General features: G+C 73.0%; 13 protein-coding genes. 3 read left to right on the top strand and 10 right to left on the bottom strand.

The window, feature by feature from the left end; translation table 11 throughout:
• Nucleotides 1–4: 4 nt before the first annotated feature.
• The 3 genes from ACIRQF_RS29590 to ACIRQF_RS29600 all read right to left on the bottom strand — a co-directional run bounded on the left by ACIRQF_RS29590 (nt 5) and on the right by ACIRQF_RS29600 (nt 4378).
• Nucleotides 5–1597: a cation acetate symporter gene (locus ACIRQF_RS29590; protein ID WP_382481609.1), complete on the bottom strand. Its 1593-nt coding sequence runs from the start codon at nt 1595–1597 to the stop codon at nt 5–7.
• Complete coding sequence (locus ACIRQF_RS29595) at nt 1594–2073, bottom strand: DUF485 domain-containing protein (RefSeq protein WP_404096525.1); 480 nt, start codon at nt 2071–2073, stop codon at nt 1594–1596. Before ACIRQF_RS29595 ends, ACIRQF_RS29590 begins: the two co-directional genes overlap by 4 nt.
• Before the next feature lie 187 nt (nt 2074–2260).
• Nucleotides 2261–4378: a type IIA DNA topoisomerase subunit B gene (locus ACIRQF_RS29600; RefSeq protein ID WP_382481604.1), complete on the bottom strand. Its 2118-nt coding sequence runs from the start codon at nt 4376–4378 to the stop codon at nt 2261–2263.
• A 430-nt stretch (nt 4379–4808) separates the two neighbouring features.
• On the opposite strand from ACIRQF_RS29600, the gene ACIRQF_RS29605 reads away from it, so the two are divergent.
• Nucleotides 4809–5039: a hypothetical protein gene (locus ACIRQF_RS29605; RefSeq protein ID WP_365340701.1), complete on the top strand. Its 231-nt coding sequence runs from the start codon at nt 4809–4811 to the stop codon at nt 5037–5039.
• 120 nt (nt 5040–5159) lie between these two features.
• Here ACIRQF_RS29605 and ACIRQF_RS29610 read toward each other — a convergent pair whose 3' ends face one another.
• The 7 genes from ACIRQF_RS29610 to ACIRQF_RS29640 all read right to left on the bottom strand — a co-directional run bounded on the left by ACIRQF_RS29610 (nt 5160) and on the right by ACIRQF_RS29640 (nt 16286).
• On the bottom strand, nt 5160–5978 hold the full coding sequence (locus ACIRQF_RS29610; protein ID WP_376628629.1) for a serine protease: 819 nt from the start codon (nt 5976–5978) through the stop codon (nt 5160–5162).
• A 165-nt stretch (nt 5979–6143) separates the two neighbouring features.
• Nucleotides 6144–7691, bottom strand: a complete 1548-nt coding sequence (locus ACIRQF_RS29615) for an RNA polymerase sigma factor (RefSeq protein ID WP_376628627.1) — start codon at nt 7689–7691, stop codon at nt 6144–6146.
• 428 nt (nt 7692–8119) lie between these two features.
• Nucleotides 8120–9004 carry a FadR/GntR family transcriptional regulator gene (locus ACIRQF_RS29620; protein ID WP_404096529.1) on the bottom strand — a complete coding sequence of 295 codons (885 nt, stop codon included), beginning with the start codon at nt 9002–9004 and terminating at the stop codon, nt 8120–8122.
• 160 nt (nt 9005–9164) lie between these two features.
• Nucleotides 9165–11237 carry an ATP-binding cassette domain-containing protein gene (locus ACIRQF_RS29625; RefSeq protein ID WP_404096532.1) on the bottom strand — a complete coding sequence of 691 codons (2073 nt, stop codon included), beginning with the start codon at nt 11235–11237 and terminating at the stop codon, nt 9165–9167.
• Between the two features lie 173 nt (nt 11238–11410).
• Nucleotides 11411–12175: an NUDIX domain-containing protein gene (locus ACIRQF_RS29630; RefSeq protein ID WP_376628619.1), complete on the bottom strand. Its 765-nt coding sequence runs from the start codon at nt 12173–12175 to the stop codon at nt 11411–11413.
• Nucleotides 12176–12316: 141 nt separating this feature from the next.
• Complete coding sequence (locus ACIRQF_RS29635; RefSeq protein ID WP_404096534.1) at nt 12317–14359, bottom strand: glycogen debranching N-terminal domain-containing protein; 2043 nt, start codon at nt 14357–14359, stop codon at nt 12317–12319.
• A gap of 433 nt (nt 14360–14792) precedes the next feature.
• The gene (locus ACIRQF_RS29640; protein WP_404096537.1) at nt 14793–16286 is read right to left on the bottom strand and encodes a DUF4192 domain-containing protein; all 1494 of its coding nucleotides are present in this window, start codon (nt 16284–16286) and stop codon (nt 14793–14795) included.
• A 133-nt stretch (nt 16287–16419) separates the two neighbouring features.
• Between ACIRQF_RS29640 and ACIRQF_RS29645 the strand changes: the two genes are divergently transcribed.
• Both ACIRQF_RS29645 and ACIRQF_RS29650 read left to right on the top strand, forming a co-directional pair.
• The gene (locus ACIRQF_RS29645; protein ID WP_404096539.1) at nt 16420–18603 is read left to right on the top strand and encodes a RecQ family ATP-dependent DNA helicase; all 2184 of its coding nucleotides are present in this window, start codon (nt 16420–16422) and stop codon (nt 18601–18603) included.
• A 216-nt stretch (nt 18604–18819) separates the two neighbouring features.
• Complete coding sequence (locus tag ACIRQF_RS29650; RefSeq protein WP_376628612.1) at nt 18820–19446, top strand: hypothetical protein; 627 nt, start codon at nt 18820–18822, stop codon at nt 19444–19446.
• Nucleotides 19447–19695 lie beyond the last annotated feature (249 nt).

Consider the following 19695-nt stretch of genomic DNA (forward strand, 5'->3'; position numbering starts at 1 on the left):
TCCCTCAGACCGCCCCGGCGCCGGTGAGCGCCCGGACCTCCGTCTCGGCGTGCCGGGCCTCGTCCGGCGGCTCGGGCGAGGTGACGGTGCCGAGCCAGCCCGCGAGGAAGCCGAGCGGGATGGAGACCACGCCCGGGTTCTGCAGCGGGAAGAGCTGGAAGTCGACCCCGGGGAAGAGCGATTCGGGGCTGCCGGAGACGACCGGCGAGACCAGCACGAGCAGCATCGCCGGGATCAGCCCTCCGTACACCGACCAGACCGCGCCGCGGGTGGTGAACCTGCGCCAGAACAGCGAGTAGAGCAGCACGGGGAGGTTCGCGGAGGCGGCGACGGCGAAGGCGAGGCCGACGAGGAAGGCCACGTTGAGGTCGCGGGCGAGCAGCCCGAGCCCGATGGCGGCGACCCCGATCCCGGCCGCGGCGAGCCGGGCGACGGTCACCTCGCTGACCTGGCGGGCGTGCCGGCGACGCAGCGAGGCGTAGAGGTCGTGGGCGACGGACGCGGACGAGGCGAGCGTGATGCCGGCGACGACGGCCAGGATGGTGGCGAACGCGACGGCGGCGACGATCGCGAAGAGCACGGTGCCGCCGGTGGACCCCGCCCCGCCACCGAGGTCGAGGGCGAGCAGCGGAACGGCGGTGTTGCCCGCGGCGTTGGAGGCACGGACGGTGTCGGGCCCGACGAGGGCGGCCGCGCCGAAGCCGAGCACGATCGTCATCAGGTAGAAGCTGCCGATGAGGCCGATGGACCAGACGACGGAACGGCGGGCGGCACGCGCCGTGGGCACGGTGTAGAAACGGGACAGGATGTGCGGCAGTCCGGCGGTGCCGAGGACGAGGGCGATCCCGAGGCTGACGAAGTCGAGGCGTGCGGACCAGTCGCCGCCGTAGCGCAGCCCGGGAGCCAGGAAGTCCCGGCCGTGCCCGCTGCGTTCGGCGGCGGTGGTGAGCAACTGGTCGAAGTCGCCGTGGAAGCGCAGCAGGACGAGCACGGTGAGGGTGATCGTGCCGGCCATGAGGAGCACGGCCTTGACGATCTGGATCCAGGTGGTGGCCCGCATGCCGCCGAGCGACACGTACACGACCATGAGCGCCCCGACCCCGATCACCGTCCAGGAGCGGGCGGCGTCGCTGGTCCCGCCGAGCAGCAGGGCCACGAGGCTTCCGGCGCCGACCATCTGGGCCACCAGGTACAGCACGGAGACGGTGACCGAGGAGGCGCCGGCCGCGATCCGGACCGGGCGCTCGGCCATGCGGGAGGCGACGACGTCGGCGAGGGTGAACCGGCCGCAGTTGCGGACGAGTTCGGCGACGAGCAGGAGGACGACCAGCCAGGCCACGAGGAAGCCGACGGAGTAGAGCATGCCGTCGTAGCCGAACAGCGCGATGAGGCCGGAGATGCCGAGGAAGGAGGCGGCGGACATGTAGTCGCCGGCGATGGCGAAGCCGTTCTCCATCGGCGAGAAGAGCCGGCCGCCGGCGTAGAACTCCTCGGCCGACCCCCGTCGGTTGCGGCCGACCCACGTGGTGATCCCCAGGGTGACCGCGATGAACACGCTGAACAGCAGCAGCGCGAGGGTCTGATGGTCTCCGCTCACGGCCGCGCTCCCCGGGTCATCTCCTGGGTGTCCCAGCGCAGTTCGAGGGCCGCGCGATCCCGGCGCAGCCGGGCGTGCCGGGCGTAGGCCCAGGTCAGCAGGAAGGTCGTGGCGAACTGGGCGAGTCCGGCGACCATGGCGACGTTGACCGCTCCGGCGACGGGGCGGGCCATGAGGCCGGGGGCGGCGGTCGCGGCGACGACGTACGCCAGGTACCAGAGGAGGAAGGCGGCGGCGGCCGGGAAGACGAACCGGCGGTAGCGGCCCCGCACCTCCTGGAAGGCGGGGCTGCGCTGGACCTCCAGGTAGATGTCGGCCGCGGTCGGGGCGCTCTGCTGCCGTGGCAGGGCGCCGGGCGCCGCCCCGCTGCCCTCGGGTCCGACCCCGTCGTGCTCGCCCCAGCCGGCGGCCAGCTCCTCGTACCAGGGATCGTCGATCCGCAGCGCTGCGGGGTCGCGCCCTTCCTGTTTGTCCACCCGTGAACTCTCCTTGTCAGCGAACCGTTTCGGCCGCGTGCCCAAGGATGGACAGAGCGGGAAGATCCCGGACTCTTCTCCCGCCCCTCTTCACCCCATTGTGTGACTTCGCCCCTGACACGCCTGACCGGCCCGTCCGACAGTCGTATCGGGCGGGCCGGTCAGGGCGGGTGGGCGGATGCCCGCGTCAGGCGTCGATGCGCGAGCGGTCGAGGGTCGCCGCGGAGCTGGTGATGAACTCCTTGCGGGGTGCCACGTCGTTGCCCATGAGCAGGTCGAAGACCTGCTCGGCCGCCTCCAGGTCACCGATGTTGATCCGGCGCAGGGTGCGGTGGCGCGGGTCCATGGTGGTCTCCGCCAGCTGGTCGGCGTCCATCTCGCCGAGGCCCTTGTAGCGCTGGATGGAGTCCTTGTAGCGGACCCCCTTGCGCTGGAACTCGAGCAGGGTCTGGCGCAGCTCGTTGTCCGAGTACGTGTAGACGTACTTGTCCTGGCCCTTCTTGGGCTGGACCAGCTCGATGCGGTGCAGCGGCGGCACGGCGGCGAAGACGCGCCCCTGCTCCACCATGGGGCGCATGTAGCGCTGGAAGAGGGTCAGCAGCAGGGTGCGGATGTGGGAGCCGTCGACGTCGGCGTCGGTCATCATGATGACCTTCCCGTACCGGGCGGCGTCGATGTCGAAGGTGCGGCCCGAGCCCGCTCCTATGACCTGGATGATCGCTCCGCACTCGGCGTTCTTGAGCATGTCCGAGACGGAGGACTTCTGGACGTTGAGGATCTTGCCGCGGATCGGCAGCAGGGCCTGGAACTCGCTGTTGCGGGCGAGCTTGGCGGTGCCGAGCGCGGAGTCTCCCTCGACGATGAAGAGCTCGCTGCGCTCGACGTCGTCGCTGCGGCAGTCGGCCAGCTTGGCGGGCAGCGAGGAGGACTCCAGGGCGGTCTTCCTGCGCTGCGCCTCCTTGTGCTGGCGGGCCGCGATCCGGGTACGGGCGGCGGCGACCGCCTTCTCCAGGACGGCGCGGGCCTGGGCCTTGGCGTCGCGCTTGGTGGAGGTCAGGAACGCCTTGAGCTCCCGGCTCACCACCGTGGCGACGATCCGGCGGGCCGCGGAGGTGCCGAGCACCTCCTTGGTCTGGCCCTCGAACTGCGGCTCGGCGAGGCGCACGGTGACGACGGCGGTCAGGCCCTCCAGGGCGTCGTCCTTGACGACGTCGTCCTCGGCGACGCGCAGCAGCTTGCTGGAGCGCAGCACCTCGTTGACCGTCTTGGTGATCGCCTGCTCGAAGCCGGAGACGTGGGTGCCGCCCTTGGGCGTGGCGATGATGTTGACGAAGGAGCGGACCGTGGCGTCGTAGCCGGTGCCCCAGCGCAGGGCGACGTCGACGCCGAGCTCGCGGGTGACCTCGGTCGGGGTCATGTGGCCGCGGTCGTCGAGGACCGGGACGGTCTCCTTGAAGGTGCCCTGGCCGGTGAGGCGCAGCACGTCGCAGACGGCCTTGTCCTGGGCGAGGAACTCGCAGAACTCGCTGATGCCGCCGTCGAAGCGGAACGTCTCCTCGCTCTTGCCGATCCCCTCCAGATCACGCTCGTCGCGGACGACGATGGTGAGGCCGGGGACGAGGAAGGCGGTCTGGCGGGCGCGCTGGTGCAGCGTCTCCAAGGAGAGTTTTGCGTCCTTGAGGAAGATCTGCCGGTCCGCCCAGTAGCGCACGCGGGTACCGGTGCGGGTCTTGGGGACGCGCTTGCCCTTGAGCAGGCCGCCCGCCGGGTCGAAGGGGCTGTCGGGGCCCTGCTCTGTGAAGATGCCGGGGACGCCGCGGCGGAAGCTGATCGCGTGCGTGGCGCCGTTGCGGTCGACCTCGACGTCGAGACGGGCGGAGAGGGCGTTCACCACGGAGGCGCCCACGCCGTGCAGACCGCCGGAGGCCGCGTACGAGCCGCCGCCGAACTTTCCGCCGGCGTGGAGCTTGGTCATGACGACCTCGACGCCGGTGAGGCCGGTCTTCGGCTCGACGTCGACGGGGATGCCGCGGCCGTTGTCCCGGACCTCGACCGAGCCGTCGTCGTGGAGGACGACGTCGATGTGGTCGCAGTAGCCCCCGAGGGCCTCGTCGACGGAGTTGTCGATGATCTCCCAGAGGCAGTGCATGAGGCCGCGGCTGTCGGTGGACCCGATGTACATGCCGGGGCGCTTACGGACGGCTTCGAGCCCCTCGAGGACGAGCAGGTGCCGCGCGGTGTAGTTGGATCCGTCACGGTCTGCGGTCAGCAGCGCACTGGACGGCACGGACTTCTCGGCGGTCACGCGGTTCGCTCCTCGCTGAATTTGAAATCTGGCCCGGTGGGGTAAGGCCCGGCGTCGGTCACCGGTCAGAGGGTACCGATGCCTGGTAGAGCCGTTGTCACGCCACCCTCCTGATTCTTCATGCTAGTCCAGTGTCGTATGGATGTTCGATCCCTCGATGGGGTGACGCGAACATCACGTTCCCTTCGACGCATGAACCATTTAGGGTTCGGGCACGTCCTCATGAACAACCGGCAACCCGCCGGAGGGACGCAACCACACACAGCAATGCGAAACCCGTAGAGCGAAGCAATACGGCTCATTCGCCGCCAACCGGCAGCAGACAGCCACCTGGAAGAAGTTTCGAGGAAAAGCCACGAGCGGGAACGTTTTCGGCCTGGTTGGATGTTGACCCTGGTACGACAGCTCGTCGAGCTAGAGAAGAGGCGACGTGACTACTGTTCTGACCCCCGCGAGCCCCCTGACGGCCGCTGACCGCTGCGACCGCTGCGGCGCCCAGGCATACCTGCGTGTCGTCCTTGTCAGCGGCGGTGACTTGCTCTTCTGCGCCCACCACGGGCGCAAGTTCGAGCCGGAACTCAAGAAGATCGCCGCAGAGATACAGGACGAGACCGACCGGCTCACCGACGTGCCGGCGCGCACCATGGGCGACGAGCACTGACGCCTCGCATCCACGACGAGCGACGTGCCGGTCCCTGAAACCGGCCGACGGGCGGCCACTCCCGCAGTTCGAGGGGGGTGGCCGCCCGCTCTCGTACCGTCACGACGTCTCGACGGAACGTCAGAGGCGTGGTGGCAGTACCGCGGACACCCGGGTGTAGACCCCGGGGTTCTCCGCCTGACCGCAGCCGCTCCCCCAGGAGACGAGTCCGATCAGGCGGCCCTGCGCGACCAGCGGCCCTCCGCTGTCGCCCTGGCACGCGTCCCGGCCCCCGTTCGGGTCCCCGGCGCAGAGCATGCTGTCGCCGCGGTACGAAACGCCGAAGCCGCCCGGGTACGCCCGCTCGCAGGCCCCGTCGGGCAGCACCTGCACCTGGGCCGAGCGTAGGGACGTCGCGTACGAGCCGTTCCCTGTGGTGTCCCCCCAGCCGTACACGGTGGCCGGCGTCCCCGGGTGCATCGCCGGGTCCTTCGGGGCGGCCACGGCGATGGCGTACGCCGTCGGCAGCGCCTTCTCGAGCGTGAGCACCGCCAGGTCGCCCGAGTTCCCCGCCGGGTCGTAGTCCGGGTTGACCCAGGTGTCGCTGACCCTGATCTCCTGGCCGCCCTGCCCGCGCAGGGACGTGCGCCCCGCGATCACCGCGAAGTCGGCGAGCTGCCATGGTTCTCCGCCCAGGACCTCGCGACCCAGGCAGTGGGCCGCCGTGAGCACCTTGGTGGGGGCCACGACCACCCCTCCGCAGAACTGGCCCGCCCGTGTACCCCCGAACCGGTCACGGCTGGACAGCGCGACGACCCACGGCGCCTCGGTGATCCGGGCCGGCTGTCCGCCGACCACGACGCTGTCGGCGGACGCCGGGGCCGTGGCGGCGAGCGGCGCCACGGCCCCGGCGAGCAGGCCCAGGGCACCGGTCAATGCTCGGGCAAGGGGACGACGCATATGGCCTCCTGACTCTCCGATGATGTCGGTTCACCCAGCGTCGTCCAGGCGTGCCCGCCGTGCACCCGCGCACGCGCCGAAGGGCCCGGCTCCCCGCGTGGGGGAATCGGGCCCTTCGTTCGTCGTACGTGCCCTCGGCCGGACGAGACCTGGAGAGGTCCCGGATCAGTCGAGGTAGTCGCGCAGCACCTGCGAGCGCGACGGGTGGCGCAGCTTCGACATCGTCTTCGACTCGATCTGACGGATGCGCTCACGCGTCACGCCGTAGACCTTGCCGATCTCGTCGAGGGTCTTCGGCTGACCGTCGGTGAGACCGAAGCGCATGGAGACGACACCGGCCTCACGCTCGGAGAGCGTGTCGAGGACGGAGTGCAGCTGCTCCTGCAGGAGCGTGAAGCTGACCGCGTCGGCCGGGACGACCGCCTCGGAGTCCTCGATGAGGTCACCGAACTCGCTGTCGCCGTCCTCGCCCAGCGGGGTGTGCAGCGAGATCGGCTCGCGGCCGTACTTCTGGACCTCGATGACCTTCTCCGGGGTCATGTCGAGCTCCTTGGCCAGCTCCTCCGGCGTGGGCTCGCGACCCAGGTCCTGGAGCATCTGGCGCTGCACACGGGCGAGCTTGTTGATGACCTCGACCATGTGCACCGGGATACGGATGGTGCGGGCCTGGTCGGCCATGGCGCGGGTGATCGCCTGACGAATCCACCAGGTGGCGTACGTGGAGAACTTGTAGCCCTTGGTGTAGTCGAACTTCTCGACGGCGCGGATCAGACCCAGGTTGCCCTCCTGGATCAGGTCCAGGAAGAGCATGCCGCGGCCGGTGTAGCGCTTGGCCAGCGAGACCACCAGACGGAGGTTGGCCTCCAGGAGGTGGTTCTTGGCGCGACGGCCGTCCTCGGCGATGATCTCCAGCTCGCGCTTGAGCTTGGGGGCCAGCTTGTCGGAGTTCGCCAGCTTGTCCTCGGCGAACAGACCGGCCTCGATGCGCTTGGCGAGCTCGACCTCCTGCTCGGCGTTGAGCAGCGGGACCTTACCGATCTGCTTCAGGTAGTCCTTGACCGGGTCCGCGGTGGCACCGGCGACGGCGACCTGCTGGGCCGGGGCGTCGTCCTCGTCCTCGTCGGACAGGACGAAGCCCTTGTTCTCGCCCTCGGCCTCTTCCTCGTCCTTGCCGGGCGCGGCGTCCTCGAGCAGCTCCTCGCCCTCGAGCAGCTCCTCGTCCTCGCCCTTCTTGGCCGTGGTCTTCTTCGCCGCGGTCTTCTTGGCGACGGTCTTCTTGGCCACCGTCTTCTTGGCGACGGTCTTCTTGGCCGCGGCCTTCTTGGCCGGCGCTCCGGCCTCGTCGGCCGGGTCCGCGCTCTCGGCCGCCGGGGCCGCGGTGGCGGCCGAGACGGTCTTCGTCACGGTCGTCCTGGCGGTGACGGTCTTGGTGGCGGTGCGCTTGGCCGGGCTCTTCGCTGCGACGCTCTTGCGGGCGCGCTTCGGCGACTCCGCTGCACTGACCATCAGCGTCACACCCTCTTCCTCGAGGATCTGATTGAGGCTGCGCAGAACATTCTTCCACTGGGTTGGCGGAATCTGGTCAGCCTCGAAGGCCCGACGCACGTCATCGCCGGCGATCTGCCCATCAGCCTTTCCCCGCTCGATGAGCGCCATCACAGACTCGGACTCGGCGATCTCCGGCGGGAGCGTACGGGATGTGCTGGCCGACACGAACAACCTCTCGGAACGATGGAAAACGGCTTCCGGCCCCGCCCTGGATCAGGCTGGAGCCGACGACCGTCGGCCAGGAATGTGCCGACGGCGCGGGCTGGACCGGGGAACTGCACAGCGCCGCGAGCGGCTGCTGTATTCCTTCCTCGGCTGTCACCTCTTAGGTCATCGCGCGGCTTCGAGGAGTGTTACGCCCAATCCGCGTGGCCCGAGTCACACCTCATTTGCGACGAATCCACCATGAAACCTCCGAAACGCGACACGATCAAGGGGTTCGGACCGACTGATTCCGGCCCCACCTTCCACGGTCGCACCTTCGCGCCGCCAGACCCGGGCGCTCCCGGGGGTGAATTTCCACCCCCGGGCCCCGCTCGGGTCCGGCGGCGCGTGGTGCGGGTGTGACGGCGCTCCTGGCCACGACTCGAGGATCAGTGCTCGCGGGGAGCCGGCACGACGCGCTCCACGTCGGGGTGGACGGTCAGCAGCTGCCGCATGGCGGACTCGGCGGCGACGGCGTCCCCCGCTGCGAGCGCGTCGACGATCCGGGCGTGGTGCGTGAGGGAGCTGTCGCTCGGGCGGTCGCAGCCGGTCGCGGGCGACCCGGAGACCTGCAGGGCCGCGCCGACGATGCCGGAGAGGTGTTCCAGCATCCGGTTGCCGGCGAGCTGGATGAGGAGGGCGTGGAACTCCGCGTCGGCGCGCGCGAAGGTGATCCCGTCACCCTGCGCGTACGCGTGGCCCATGATCTCGACCATGTCGGCGAGGCGCTGCTGGATGTCCGGGCGACCGTGCCCGGCGGCCAGCCGCGCGGCGAGGGGCTCGATGGTCCAGCGCAGCTCGTTCAGCTCGCGGCGCTGGTCGTCGCGCTGCGGACCGAAGGCGCGCCACTCGATGATGTCGGGGTCGAGCAGGTTCCAGTCGCTGACCGGACGGACCCGGGTGCCGACATTGGGGCGGGCGCTGACCAGGCCCTTGGCCTCGAGCACGCGCAGCGACTCGCGGACGACGGTGCGTGAGACCTCGAAGCGCTGGCCGATCTCCTCGGGGACGAGGGGACGGTCGGCGCCGAGGTCACCGGAGACGATCATCTGACCGAGCTGCTGGACGAGCTGTCCGTGCAGGCCGCGGCCGCGGCTGCCGGCGGTCCTGCGGCCGACCCGGCCGAGTTCTTCCGTCGCCTCCCAGGCGGGTGGACCGACGCGGTCGGCTCCGGGCGCCTCCGCGTAGGGGTAGCGGTCGAGGTCGCCCGGCGCGCCGAGGCCGGACTCGACGGGGCGGGCGGGGGTCATCATCGTGTGCGCAAGGGTACTCACGCATCCTTTGTCGGCGTGGCTCTCGTGCCCCTTGAGGTCTTTGGTGAAAAGCACACGAAAGGGTGATCGGCACCCCCTACACAATTGACGATTAATCGGACATAGAGGGCATTTCTGCGGGGAGTTACCGGTGAAGCGGAATCTTTCGATCCGAGGGTGATCACCAACGGGCCCTGCTGTGGCGCCCCGTGAGCACATAGGCGCAGAGCAGGACCGTCAACGTCAGGGTCAGGGCCACCCCCACGGGCTGTCCGACCACCCGCAGCGCCCCCATCAGCCACCGGTCGGCGTCCGACGCCCACTCGACGCGCGCGAACTCGCGCAGCCGGGCCGGAAGTCCGGTGACGGAGCGACGGGGCGCGCCGGCCAGGAAGCGCTGCAGAGGCGGCGCGAAGAGCACCGGCACGGCCAGGACCGCGGCGACTCCCGCGGCCGCGGCCCGGAAGACCCCCGCCCCGAGCACCCCGGCCCACGCGCAACCGACCACCAGACCGAACCAATTCGCACAGAGCGTGGGCCAGTTCCGCGGTACGGGGATCAAGTCGCCGCCGTAGACGAGACGCAGGGCCTCCAGGTCGGCCACGACGACCACCCCCGCGAGGCACGCCCCGACGGCCGCGGCGACCCCGAGCTTGGCGAGCAGCAGGCCGAGGCGGCGGGGGACGGCGCCCCGCCCGGTGGTCAGGGCGGGGTAGCGGTACTCCTCGCCGAAGGAGAAGGCCCCGAGGAGCCCGGCCCCGAGGGCCGCGGGTGGCAGCGGGGAGATCCCCGGCCAGCCGGCCAGGGCCGCGGGCAGGGGCGTCCGCCCGCCCCGGGCGAGCAGCACGGCGAGGGTCACGGACACCATCAGGACCCCCACGACGACCAGCGGCGTGGACGGCACACCGAGGAGCCTGCGGACCTCGTAGCGCAGCGGGCGGAGGGGGGAGCGGTACGGGGCGCGAGGCGAGCGGGGAGGCCGCCGGGAGGAGCGCCCGGCGGCGGCCCGCGCGCCGGGGGACGCGGTCCCGGAGGCGCGGGACGGGGCTCGGGAGTCCGAGGCCGCCGCTCCGGCGGCGGGGGGCGAGGCTCGGCCGACGGAGGTGGCCCCGGAAGCGGGGGAAGCGGCCACGGCCGCGGGCGCCCCACCGGCCCCTTTCCTCCTGAGCCGGTCCTTCCAGTCCGGCCTGTCCGCGGTGGCTCTCCCCCTGGCCCGCTTCTTGCGGACGGTCCCCTCTTCGGTCGGCGCCCCTTCGTCCCACCGCTCCCCCGCCGGGCGGGCGGCGGCGCTCCCCGCGACCGGCACGTCCGAGGACGCCTGGGCGAGGGCGGTCCGCCCGGCTCCCGCCCGGGTGGCCGTCTGGTCCGGAGCGGGGGCGGCGAGTCGCGTACGTCCGGCTCTCTTGCCACCCGCCCCGACCGCGGTGCCGAGATCACCCTCGGCACCGATCTCGTCGGCGAGTTGATGGATGAGCACACCGTTGCGGTAGGCGCTCTCGCCGACGGTCGCGCAGTCGCTCCCGTACACGGAGAGGCGGTTGCCGCCCTCCGTCACGACTTCCACGGGGCGGCGCGCGGCACGCGACTCCTGAGTGAGGACCGCGGCGAGCCGGGCGGCGTGCGGGGTGCGCACGGCGACACGGGGGCGCAGGCGGGTGCGGGTGAAGTCGGTGACGTCCTGGTCGGCGGCGAGCCGACCGCCGTCGAGGGTGACGACCCGGTCGGCGTTGCGGGCGGCGTCCTTCGGATCGGCCGTGGTGTAGACGACCGTGCCGCCCTCGTCGGCGTGGGTGCGCAGGAGTTCGTGGAACCAGGCGCTTTCGTTGACGGAGAGTCCGGCGACCGGCTCGTCCAGGAGCAGGGTGTGCGGGTCGCCCAACAGGGCCGAGGCAAGGCCGAGTCGGCGGTCCATGCCGCGGGGAAGGGTGCCGATGCGCTGGTCGTGGACTCCGGTGAGGCCCACGACCTGGAGCATGTCGTCGGCCCGGGCGCCGGAGACACCGGTCGCGGCGCAGAGCATGCGCAGCTGGCTGCGCAGGGTGCGGGAGGGGTGTCCGGGGACGTCGCCGAGGAGCACGCCGACCTCGCGGGCGGGGTGGGCGACGCGGTGCAGCGGGCGGCCCCGGAAGTAGGTGACGCCGCGGCCCGGTTCGAGCTGCAGCATCAGGCGCAGGGCGGTGGTCTTGCCGGCGCCGGCTGGTCCGAGCAGGGCGGTGACGGTGCCCGGCCGGGCCTCGAAGGAGAGATCGTCCACGGCGGGCGGTCGATCCCGGCGGGGGGTACTGGTGAGTCCGATGGCCTGGAGCATCGCTTCTCTCGCGGGTAGGTGAGACCGCTCCGCGGCAGGGCGGCTTTCCCAGCAAGATAACGCCAGATTTCGGACTTTTGGTGCATGGTTGGCGGCTCGGGTGGCCGGACGAGCGCCCGTCAGACCTCCGGCCGGAGCATGGGCGGGTTCAGCAGGGTGGCCCCACCAGCGCGGAACAGCTGGGCGGGGCGCCCGCCCTGACGGGTCGTGGTGCCGCCCGCCGGCACGAGGAAGCCGGGCGTGCCGGTCACCTTGCGGTGGAAGTTGCGCGGATCCAGGGCCACGCCCCACACGGCCTCGTAGACCCTGCGGAGCTCGCCGACCGTGAACTCGGGCGGGCAGAAGGCGGTCGCCAGGGAGGAGTACTCGATCTTGGAGCGGGCGCGCTCCACGCCGTCGCCCAGGATTTTGGCGTGGTCGAAGGCGAGCGGCGCCGGCGACTCACCCTCCGCTGCCGCGTCCTGCCCGAGAATCTCCTCCACGGGCGCCCAGCGCGCGCTGTTGGCGTCGCCGCCGGCCCGCGGCGCGGGCAGGTCGGGCGAGAGCGCGAGGTGGGCGACGCTGACCACGCGCATGCGCGGGTCCCGGTCGGGCGCTCCGTAGGTCGCCAGCTGTTCCAGGTGGGCGCCGTTGCCGGCCTCGAGCTCCGGTTCGCCGGGGGCGTGGACGCAGAGCCCCGTCTCCTCGACCAGCTCGCGCGCGGCGGCGGCGTCGAGATCCTCGTCGGCCCGGACGAAGCCGCCCGGCAGCGCCCAGCGGCCCTGGAACGGGGCCTCTCCCCGTTTCACGACCAGGGCGCACAGGGCGTGGCGCCGCACGGTGAGCACGACCAGATCGACGGTGACGGCGAAGGGCGGAAAGGCCGACGGGTCGTAGGGAGACATGCCCGTGATCATAGTCGTCTTCCTGACGATAAACACGTCCGCCGGAACGATCCGATACCACTTCTTCTCCGCCCCGCCCCTCCCCGTCCCCCTCTTCTTCCGCTGGGACCCGCCTTCGGCCGTGGAAACGCCCCGGCGGGGTCAGACACCCAGCTGAAGGCCGGGCGCGGCCTCCTCGACCATGCCGAGCCCGAGCCGCCCGACGCGTGCCGCGAACGGCTCGCCCGCGACCCTCAACCCCGAGAGGCGTACCTCGCCGAGCGGCGCCGACCGCAGCGGATGCAGCGCCACCGTGCGCCCGGGGACGTCGGGCCGAATGCCGAGGACCGCAGTCAGCAGCTGCACCACGGCCGCGGCTCCGACTGCGGCGGGCCGGCAGGCCGCGGGATGCGGCACCGGCAGGGCGCCGGTCGTCCGACGCTCGCCCGCGTACATCTCGGGCAGCCGGTGGTCGAAGGCCTCGGCGACGTCGAGCACCCCGCGCAGCAGCGCCGCCGCCTCGCTCTCGTGCCCCGCCGCCGCGAGCCCCGCGACGGCGACCGCCGTCTCGTGCACGCGGACCGCCCCCGACCGGTGCCCGAAGGGGCTGTACCCGGGCTCCTTCTCCCCCAGGCCGCGCAGGCCCCAGCCGGAGTCGAGCCCGGGTGTGGCGAGCAGCCGGGCCAGGCGCTCCGTCTGGGCCTTGTGCAACAGTCCCGGCGCGTCGCATCCGGCGACGGTCAGCCCGTTGTCGAGGAGATGGGCGGCCCAGCCGCCCAGGTGGGGAAGCGGCCGGTCGTCCACCGTGCGGGCCAGCACGGGCCGACCGCCGGAGGGGTCGTCGATCCAGAACCGGCTCCGGAACCGCTCGCGCAGTTCCCGGGCCCACTCGCGCCAGGCCTCCCCGCCGGGCCGTCCGCAGGCGTCGAGCAGCTCCGCTCCGAGCACGGCCGCGCGGTGCGCGTGCGCCTGGGTCTCGGCCCGCGCCGGTCCGGCGGGCCACGGGTCCGGCACGAACCCACAGGCGTCGACCGCACCGCGCAGCCGACCGAGGCAGCGCTCGGCGGCGGGGAGCAGCTCGGCCAGGTCCTGCTCGGGCAGCCCCCAGCGTCGGGCCTCGGCGAGGACGACGGGGAAGGCAAGGGTGGCCTCGACGCCGGTGCACCGGGGCGGGAGGTGCGGGCCGGCGTCCCTGAGCGGTCCCGGGATTCTCCCCGAATCGGCCCCCGTCCCGGCGATCTGGGTGCGGGCGAGGGCCCGCAGCGTGGTCGCGGCGAGCCGGGTGCCGAGCGGGAGTGCCATGCGGGCGGCCCAGAGCGCCTCGGCGGTGACGGGTCCCGAGCGCCAGGGCACTCCGGCGGCGAGGTACACGTCGGCGGGGTGCTCGGGGTCGCGCTGGAGCAGGGCACGCAGATCGGCGACGCAGGCGCGGAGCAGGGGGCCGAGGCGAGGGTCGTCCCCTTCGGCGACGGCGTCGGCGAGGACGTGCCCGCCGGGCCGACCGCTGCTCGCGCCGAGCGGCCGGCCGGAGCGTTCACCACGGACCCGGAGGGTGAGGGTGAAGGAGTCCCCGGGGGCCAGTTCGGCCTCCCAGCGGAGGAGTCCGGCGGCTGCCAGCGCGTCGCTGGGCGGCGGGTCCGCCGAGACGATGACGGCGGCACCGTCGTCGGCGGTCCAGCGGAGGCCGGTGCCATGGACGCTCGCGGAGAGCTCCGCGCCGGGCCGCCCCGCCGCCACCGGGCCCAGGTCCGCGAGATCCGTGCCCAGAGCGAGCTCCACCGGGAGCCGCAGCGGCCGGGCGACGGAGCTGCGCAGGGTGATGCGCTCCGTCCCGTCGGCCTCGCGCGACCGTTCGACGACGAGGCCGGGGTCCGGGCCGGTATCCCCGGGCGCCCGCAGGACACCGAGGAAGTCGGCGCGGTCCGCGGCGGTCGAACGGCCCCGGAGCGGGACGGGCTCGCGGCCGGCGACCCGCAGCACACTGCGGGCGAGAAGGCGGCGTCCGGCGAGGAAGACCCCTTCGAGGCCGGCGCCCGTGAGCTGTCCGTGCCGGGGGCTGACGACGAGGGCGGGGAGGGCGACGCCCACGAGCATGTCGTGCACGGCGGGCAGATCGCCGGGGCGAACCGCCCCGGCTCCCGGCCCCGGTGACGGAGCTCCGTTGCGGGCGGGATGTCCGGGGGCCTGGGCGGGACTGGGGACCATGACGGAAGTACGGGGCTCTCTGTGCGGTCCGGGCGGCGCGACCGGACCCGGCGACCGCCGTCGGGCCCGCGTGGGCGGCGCCGGCGGTCCGCGGGTGCGGCCGTGGGGCGGCGGCACGGCTCGTGCGGGACCGCCACAGACCTGAACGCCCTCACAGGCCACGGAGTCACGGCCGGGAGCGGAGCGGACCGTCCGATCCGCTCCTTCTCGAGGGCGATCGGGCCCCGATACGGAGAAAGGGCGTCCCGCACGGCGCTCGTCAGGCTCCTGCGCCGCTCCTTACCGCGGGCCGCCGGAGCGTGCCCCGGCGGGCTCTCGGCCGCCTCGGCCGCAGTCCCAGCGCCCCTGGGGTGAGCCGCTCGGCTCGGAGCGCCTCTGGGGCGAACCGCTCCGCTCGCCCCCGTCATGGCGCCGGGCGCGTCCACTGTCCTCCTCACTCCCCGCTCCTCGCCCCACGCCGCCGAGTCCGCGTCCGCCGCCCGGCTCCGGCCCTGGGGGGCCTGGGTTCCGCGTCGTGGCGGACGGCGGCCGTTCGCGCGGGGCCCCGGCCCGCTCCGGCGGCGCGGAGGGCGGCCTGACGGGTGGTGCGGCGGGCGGCCTGGCGGGCCTGCCTGCGCTCGCGGCCGGGCCCGTCGGAGCCCGTGGTGGGAGCCCGGTCGTCGCCCGGCTCCCCCGGGGCGGGGCCCCTGTCCTGTCCCGGTGCGGCCTCGGATGCGACGCGGGCGTCCCTTTCCCTCCGCAGGCAGTCGCGCAGCGACTCCGGGTCCAGTCCCTCGTTGCAGGCCTGGTGGAGCAGCCGTGCGAAGAGGTAGTCGGGGTCGGTATCCAGGGCGAGGCCGAGGGCGACACGGGCTGAGGGTTCGTCGCCGGTGGACCAGGCGACCCAGCCGGCGAGGGTCAGCGGGGCCGCCGCGTATTCCTGGTACGGAGCGACACAGCGGCGGGACAGGGCGCGCCACAGCCGCAGTGCGGGGAGGGCCTCCGGGCCCTCCATCCATTCGGCTGCCTGGTCGCGGGTCTCGCGGTCCTGCAGGCCGAGGATGACCGTGGCCGCCTCGTCGGAGGTCAGGAGTTCGTCGTCGCGGGCGTCGGCCGTCGCCGTGCCGGTCCCCACCCCGCTCGCGAGGCCGGCGAGACCGGCCGGAATCGCGTCCCTGCGAGTGGGATCCGGACGCTCCTCCGATCGCGAGAACCGCTCGATCAGGCGCCGGACGACGGCCAGGGTCGTCTCCCGTGTCTCCTGACGGGCCGGGCCGCTCGCCGGCGCGTCGAGGAGGCGGGGCACGATGACCGTGGCGGCCTCGTCGAGTGCGGCGCGCTGCACGGCGTCGCCGTCCGCGCCGCGCGGCTTCAGCCGGGCCTCCATGTCCTTGAGCGTGCCGCGCACCTGGATCCCGGCGTAGGCGGCGGACGCCGCCATCACCGACGTACCGGAGAGGGCGAGCGGTGTGCCGTCGGGCGGGCAGCAGCGGGCGTCCGGGCAGCAGTAGGAGAAGTAGAGGCCGTCGGAGATGCAGAGGGCTTCGAGGACGGGGATGTCGAGCGCGCCGCAGGCGGTGCGCAGGCGCTGGGCGAGGGGGCGCAACCGCTCCATCACCCGCTTGCCGGTCTCGCCCGGTGCGGGTTCCTGGCAGAGGAAGGCGACGATGGCGTCGGGGCGGTCCTCGCTACGGCGGGTACTGCCCTCGACGAGGCACTCGGCCAGGTAGTCGGCGATGGCGGACCATTCGCGCGGCGAGCCCGGGATGCCGACCCGCACGCGGCCGCCGAATCGTCCGCGCTCGCCGTGCAGCGCGACGAGGACGACGGAGTCGCTGGGGTGGAAGCCGAGCATGAACGGCAGCGCGTCGGCCAGCTCGGCCGGTCCGCGCAAGGTGATCTGCCGGCTCGTGGACGGTCCGTGTGATTCGTGGTGGTTCGCGTTCATGGTCACGACGGTCCCGCGAGCACCGCCGATCGCGAAACCCCTGTGGATAACTCCGGGCCGGGCGGCTGCGAAGTTATCCACAGGCTTCGCGGCTCGTTCGCGCTTTGTCGGACCGATCGGGTTGCATGGGTGCATGACCAACGCAGACCGCCCCGAGGACCGCGCCGCCCTGCGCGCGGCCGCCGACTCCGTGCTCGCCCGTCTCGTCTCGGACCCGACGGGTGCCGCGCGCCTGCGCGAGGACCAGTGGCGGGCCATCGAGGCGCTGGTCGCGGACAGACGCCGGGCGCTGGTCGTGCAGCGGACCGGCTGGGGCAAGTCGGCGGTGTACTTCGTCGCCACCTCGCTGCTGCGCGAGCGCGGCGCGGGTCCGACCGTGATCGTCTCTCCGCTGCTCGCGCTGATGCGGAACCAGGTGGACGCGGCCGCGCGGGCGGGCATCCGCGCCCGCACGATCAACTCGTCGAACACCGAGGAGTGGGACACCGTCCAGCAGGAGGTCGCGGCCGGCGAGGTCGACGTGCTGCTCGTCAGCCCGGAGCGGCTCAACAACCCCGATTTCCGTGATCAGGTGCTGCCACGCCTCGCGGCGGCGACGGGTCTGCTCGTCGTGGACGAGGCGCACTGCATCTCGGACTGGGGGCACGACTTCCGGCCGGACTACCGGCGGCTGCGCACGATGCTCGCGGACCTGCCGGGCGGGGTGCCGGTGCTGGCGACCACGGCCACCGCCAACGCCCGGGTGACCGCGGACGTGGCCGAGCAGTTGGGGACGGGCACGGACACGGACGCGCTGGTGCTGCGCGGTCCGCTGGACCGCGAGAGCCTGAGCCTCGGCGTGGTGCGGCTGCCTGACGCCGCGCACCGACTGGCCTGGCTGGCCGAGCACCTGGACCGGCTGCCCGGCTCCGGGATCGTCTACACGCTGACGGTGGCGGCGGCAGAGGAGGTGACGGCCCATCTGCGCCAGTGCGGGTACGCGGTCTCCTCGTACACGGGCCGGACGGAGAACGCCGACCGGCAGCAGGCCGAGGACGACCTGCTGGCCAACCGGGTCAAGGCGCTGGTGGCGACGTCGGCGCTCGGCATGGGCTTCGACAAGCCCGACCTCGGCTTCGTCGTGCACCTCGGTTCGCCCTCCTCCCCCATCGCCTACTACCAGCAGGTGGGCCGGGCCGGGCGTGGTGTGGAGCACGCGGAGGTGCTGCTGCTGCCCGGCAAGGAGGACGAGGCCATCTGGCAGTACTTCGCCTCGGTGGCCTTCCCTCCGGAGGAGCAGGTTCGGCGCACCCTGGACGTCCTGGCCCACGCGGGCCGCCCGCTGTCGCTGCCCGCCCTCGAGCCGCTGGTCGAGCTGCGCAGGACACGGCTGGAGACGATGCTGAAGGTCCTCGACGTGGACGGGGCCGTCAAGCGGGTCAAGGGCGGCTGGGAGAGCACCGGGCAGCCCTGGGTCTACGACACCGAGCGGTACGCGTGGGTGGCCCGGCAGCGGGAGGCCGAGCAGCAGGCCATGCGGGAGTACGCGGCGACGGGCGGCTGCCGGATGGAGTTCCTGCGCCGCCAACTGGACGACGAGGCCGCGGCGCCGTGCGGCCGGTGCGACAACTGCGCGGGGGTCAGGTTCGACCCGAAGGTCTCGGACGCGGCGCTCGACACGGCCCGGGGCGAACTGGGCCGGGCGGGGGTGGAGGTGGAGCCGCGCAAGATGTGGCCGACCGGACTCGCGGCCGTGGGCGTGGATCTGAAGGGGCGTATCCCCGCGGGCGAGCAGTCGTACACGGGCCGCGCGCTGGGTCGGCTCTCGGACATCGGCTGGGGCAATCGCCTGCGTCCGATGCTCGCCGACTCGGCTCCTGACGGGGAGGTGCCGGACGACGTCGTGCAGACGGTGGTGCGGGTGCTCGCCGACTGGGCCAAGGGTCCCGGGGGTTGGGCCTCGGGTGCGGCGGACGCCCCGCCCCGGCCGGCCGGTGTGGTGACCGTCGCCTCGCAGGGCAAGCCCCAGCTGGTGGGCTCGCTCGGGAACCGGATCGCCGAGATCGGCCGGATGCCTCTGCTGGGTGCTGTGGAGTACACGCCGGAGGCGGAGGACCTGCGGATCTCGCGGACGAACAGCGCGCAGCGGGTGGTGGGACTGCAGCGCGCGCTGGTCGTTCCCGAGGGGCTGACGGAGCGTCTGGCCTCGGCGGGCGGCCCGGTGCTGCTCGTGGACGACCTCGCCGACAGCGGCTGGACCTTGGCGGTGGCGGCGAGGCTGCTGCGGCGGGCGGGAGCCGAGGGAGTGTTCCCGCTGGTGCTCGCCGTCCAGGGGTGAAACGGGGCGTGAACAACAGGTAACTGGGCAGGGATATGAGAGTCATACCGGTTGATTCCAGTCAGCGGCCTCAATTGCTCGTTGCCGCCCGCGCACGGGCCAGGAAGAATTGGGAATCAGCCCCGCACGGCCCGAACGCGGTCCGGTTGGACCGTGCCGTGGTGCGCCCTCACCCGACCCTGCCCGCGGAGCGGGCGCGTCTCCGAAGGGAGGATCGTGACCCTCGGATTCGCTCCGTCCTCAGCCGTTCCTGCCGCGTCGTCGTCCGGTTCGGCCAGCCGCCTCGCCCGGATGCTCGAACCGGCGGAATGGACCGCGGCGGGGATCCCGCTGCTGCGCAGTCCCCGTGAGGTCGTCAGCGGCCTGCATTCCCGCCACACGCCCACACCCTCCACGGCGGTCGTCGCCGTCCTCGACCACGAGGAACGGCTCGTCGCCAGCGCCTCCTTCACGCGGCGGCCCACGCCGGCCGACGGCTGGGAGTTCCGCAACGCGCTGCTCGCCCACCTGCGCCGCGTCATCCCGCACGACCTGCGCCGCCGTGTCCCCGTACGCACGGCCGTGCTGCTCTACTGCCGCGAGGGTGACGAGCGCTGGACCGAGGAGGACGGCGCCTGGATGTGGGGGCTGCGGGACGCCTGCACGCTCCACGGGCTGCGCTGCGGGGCGTACATCACACTGACCGGGGGCGGCTGGCAGGTGCTCGGCGAGGGCCGGGGCGGGCGCAGGCCCGGTTCGGACTCGCCGCCGACTCCGCTGGGCGAGGACTCCGCCCTCGACCGGCTGGTGCCGCGCATCGCGAGCGGTGCGCCCGAGCCCCTGCGCCGGGCCGCCGCCCGCTGAGCGGACGGCCGACCTCGGGGAGCAGGGAACCGACCGCGCAGGGAACCGACCGCGCCGGAAGCGCGCGCCGGCACGAACCGGCCGGAGCGACCGGCCACATGAGACGCGAAGGACCGGTGCGACTGGTGCCGGGAGCACGGTCCGGCGCCTATGACCGACCACCGGAGCGACACGACGGACGCGATGGCCGGCGCGTGAGCGGGACCGATGCGCGGCTGCCCCGGCCGGGCGGCTCGCCGGCCCCGAAGG

Origin of the sequence: Streptomyces sp. NPDC101191, assembly GCF_044767915.1 — a bacterium.
In the GTDB taxonomy this organism is placed as follows: Bacteria; Actinomycetota; Actinomycetes; order Streptomycetales; family Streptomycetaceae; genus Streptomyces.

Excerpts from the sequence above, each read along its gene's own strand:
- ACIRQF_RS29610 (WP_376628629.1), bottom strand. The coding sequence starts at position 5,978 with ATGCGTCGTCCCCTTGCCCGAGCATTGACCGGTGCCCTGGGCCTGCTC.
- ACIRQF_RS29630 (WP_376628619.1), bottom strand. The coding sequence starts at position 12,175 with ATGTCTCCCTACGACCCGTCGGCCTTTCCGCCCTTCGCCGTCACCGTC.
- ACIRQF_RS29635 (WP_404096534.1), bottom strand. The coding sequence starts at position 14,359 with ATGGTCCCCAGTCCCGCCCAGGCCCCCGGACATCCCGCCCGCAACGGA.
- ACIRQF_RS29640 (WP_404096537.1), bottom strand. The coding sequence starts at position 16,286 with ATGAACGCGAACCACCACGAATCACACGGACCGTCCACGAGCCGGCAG.
- ACIRQF_RS29645 (WP_404096539.1), top strand. The coding sequence starts at position 16,420 with ATGACCAACGCAGACCGCCCCGAGGACCGCGCCGCCCTGCGCGCGGCC.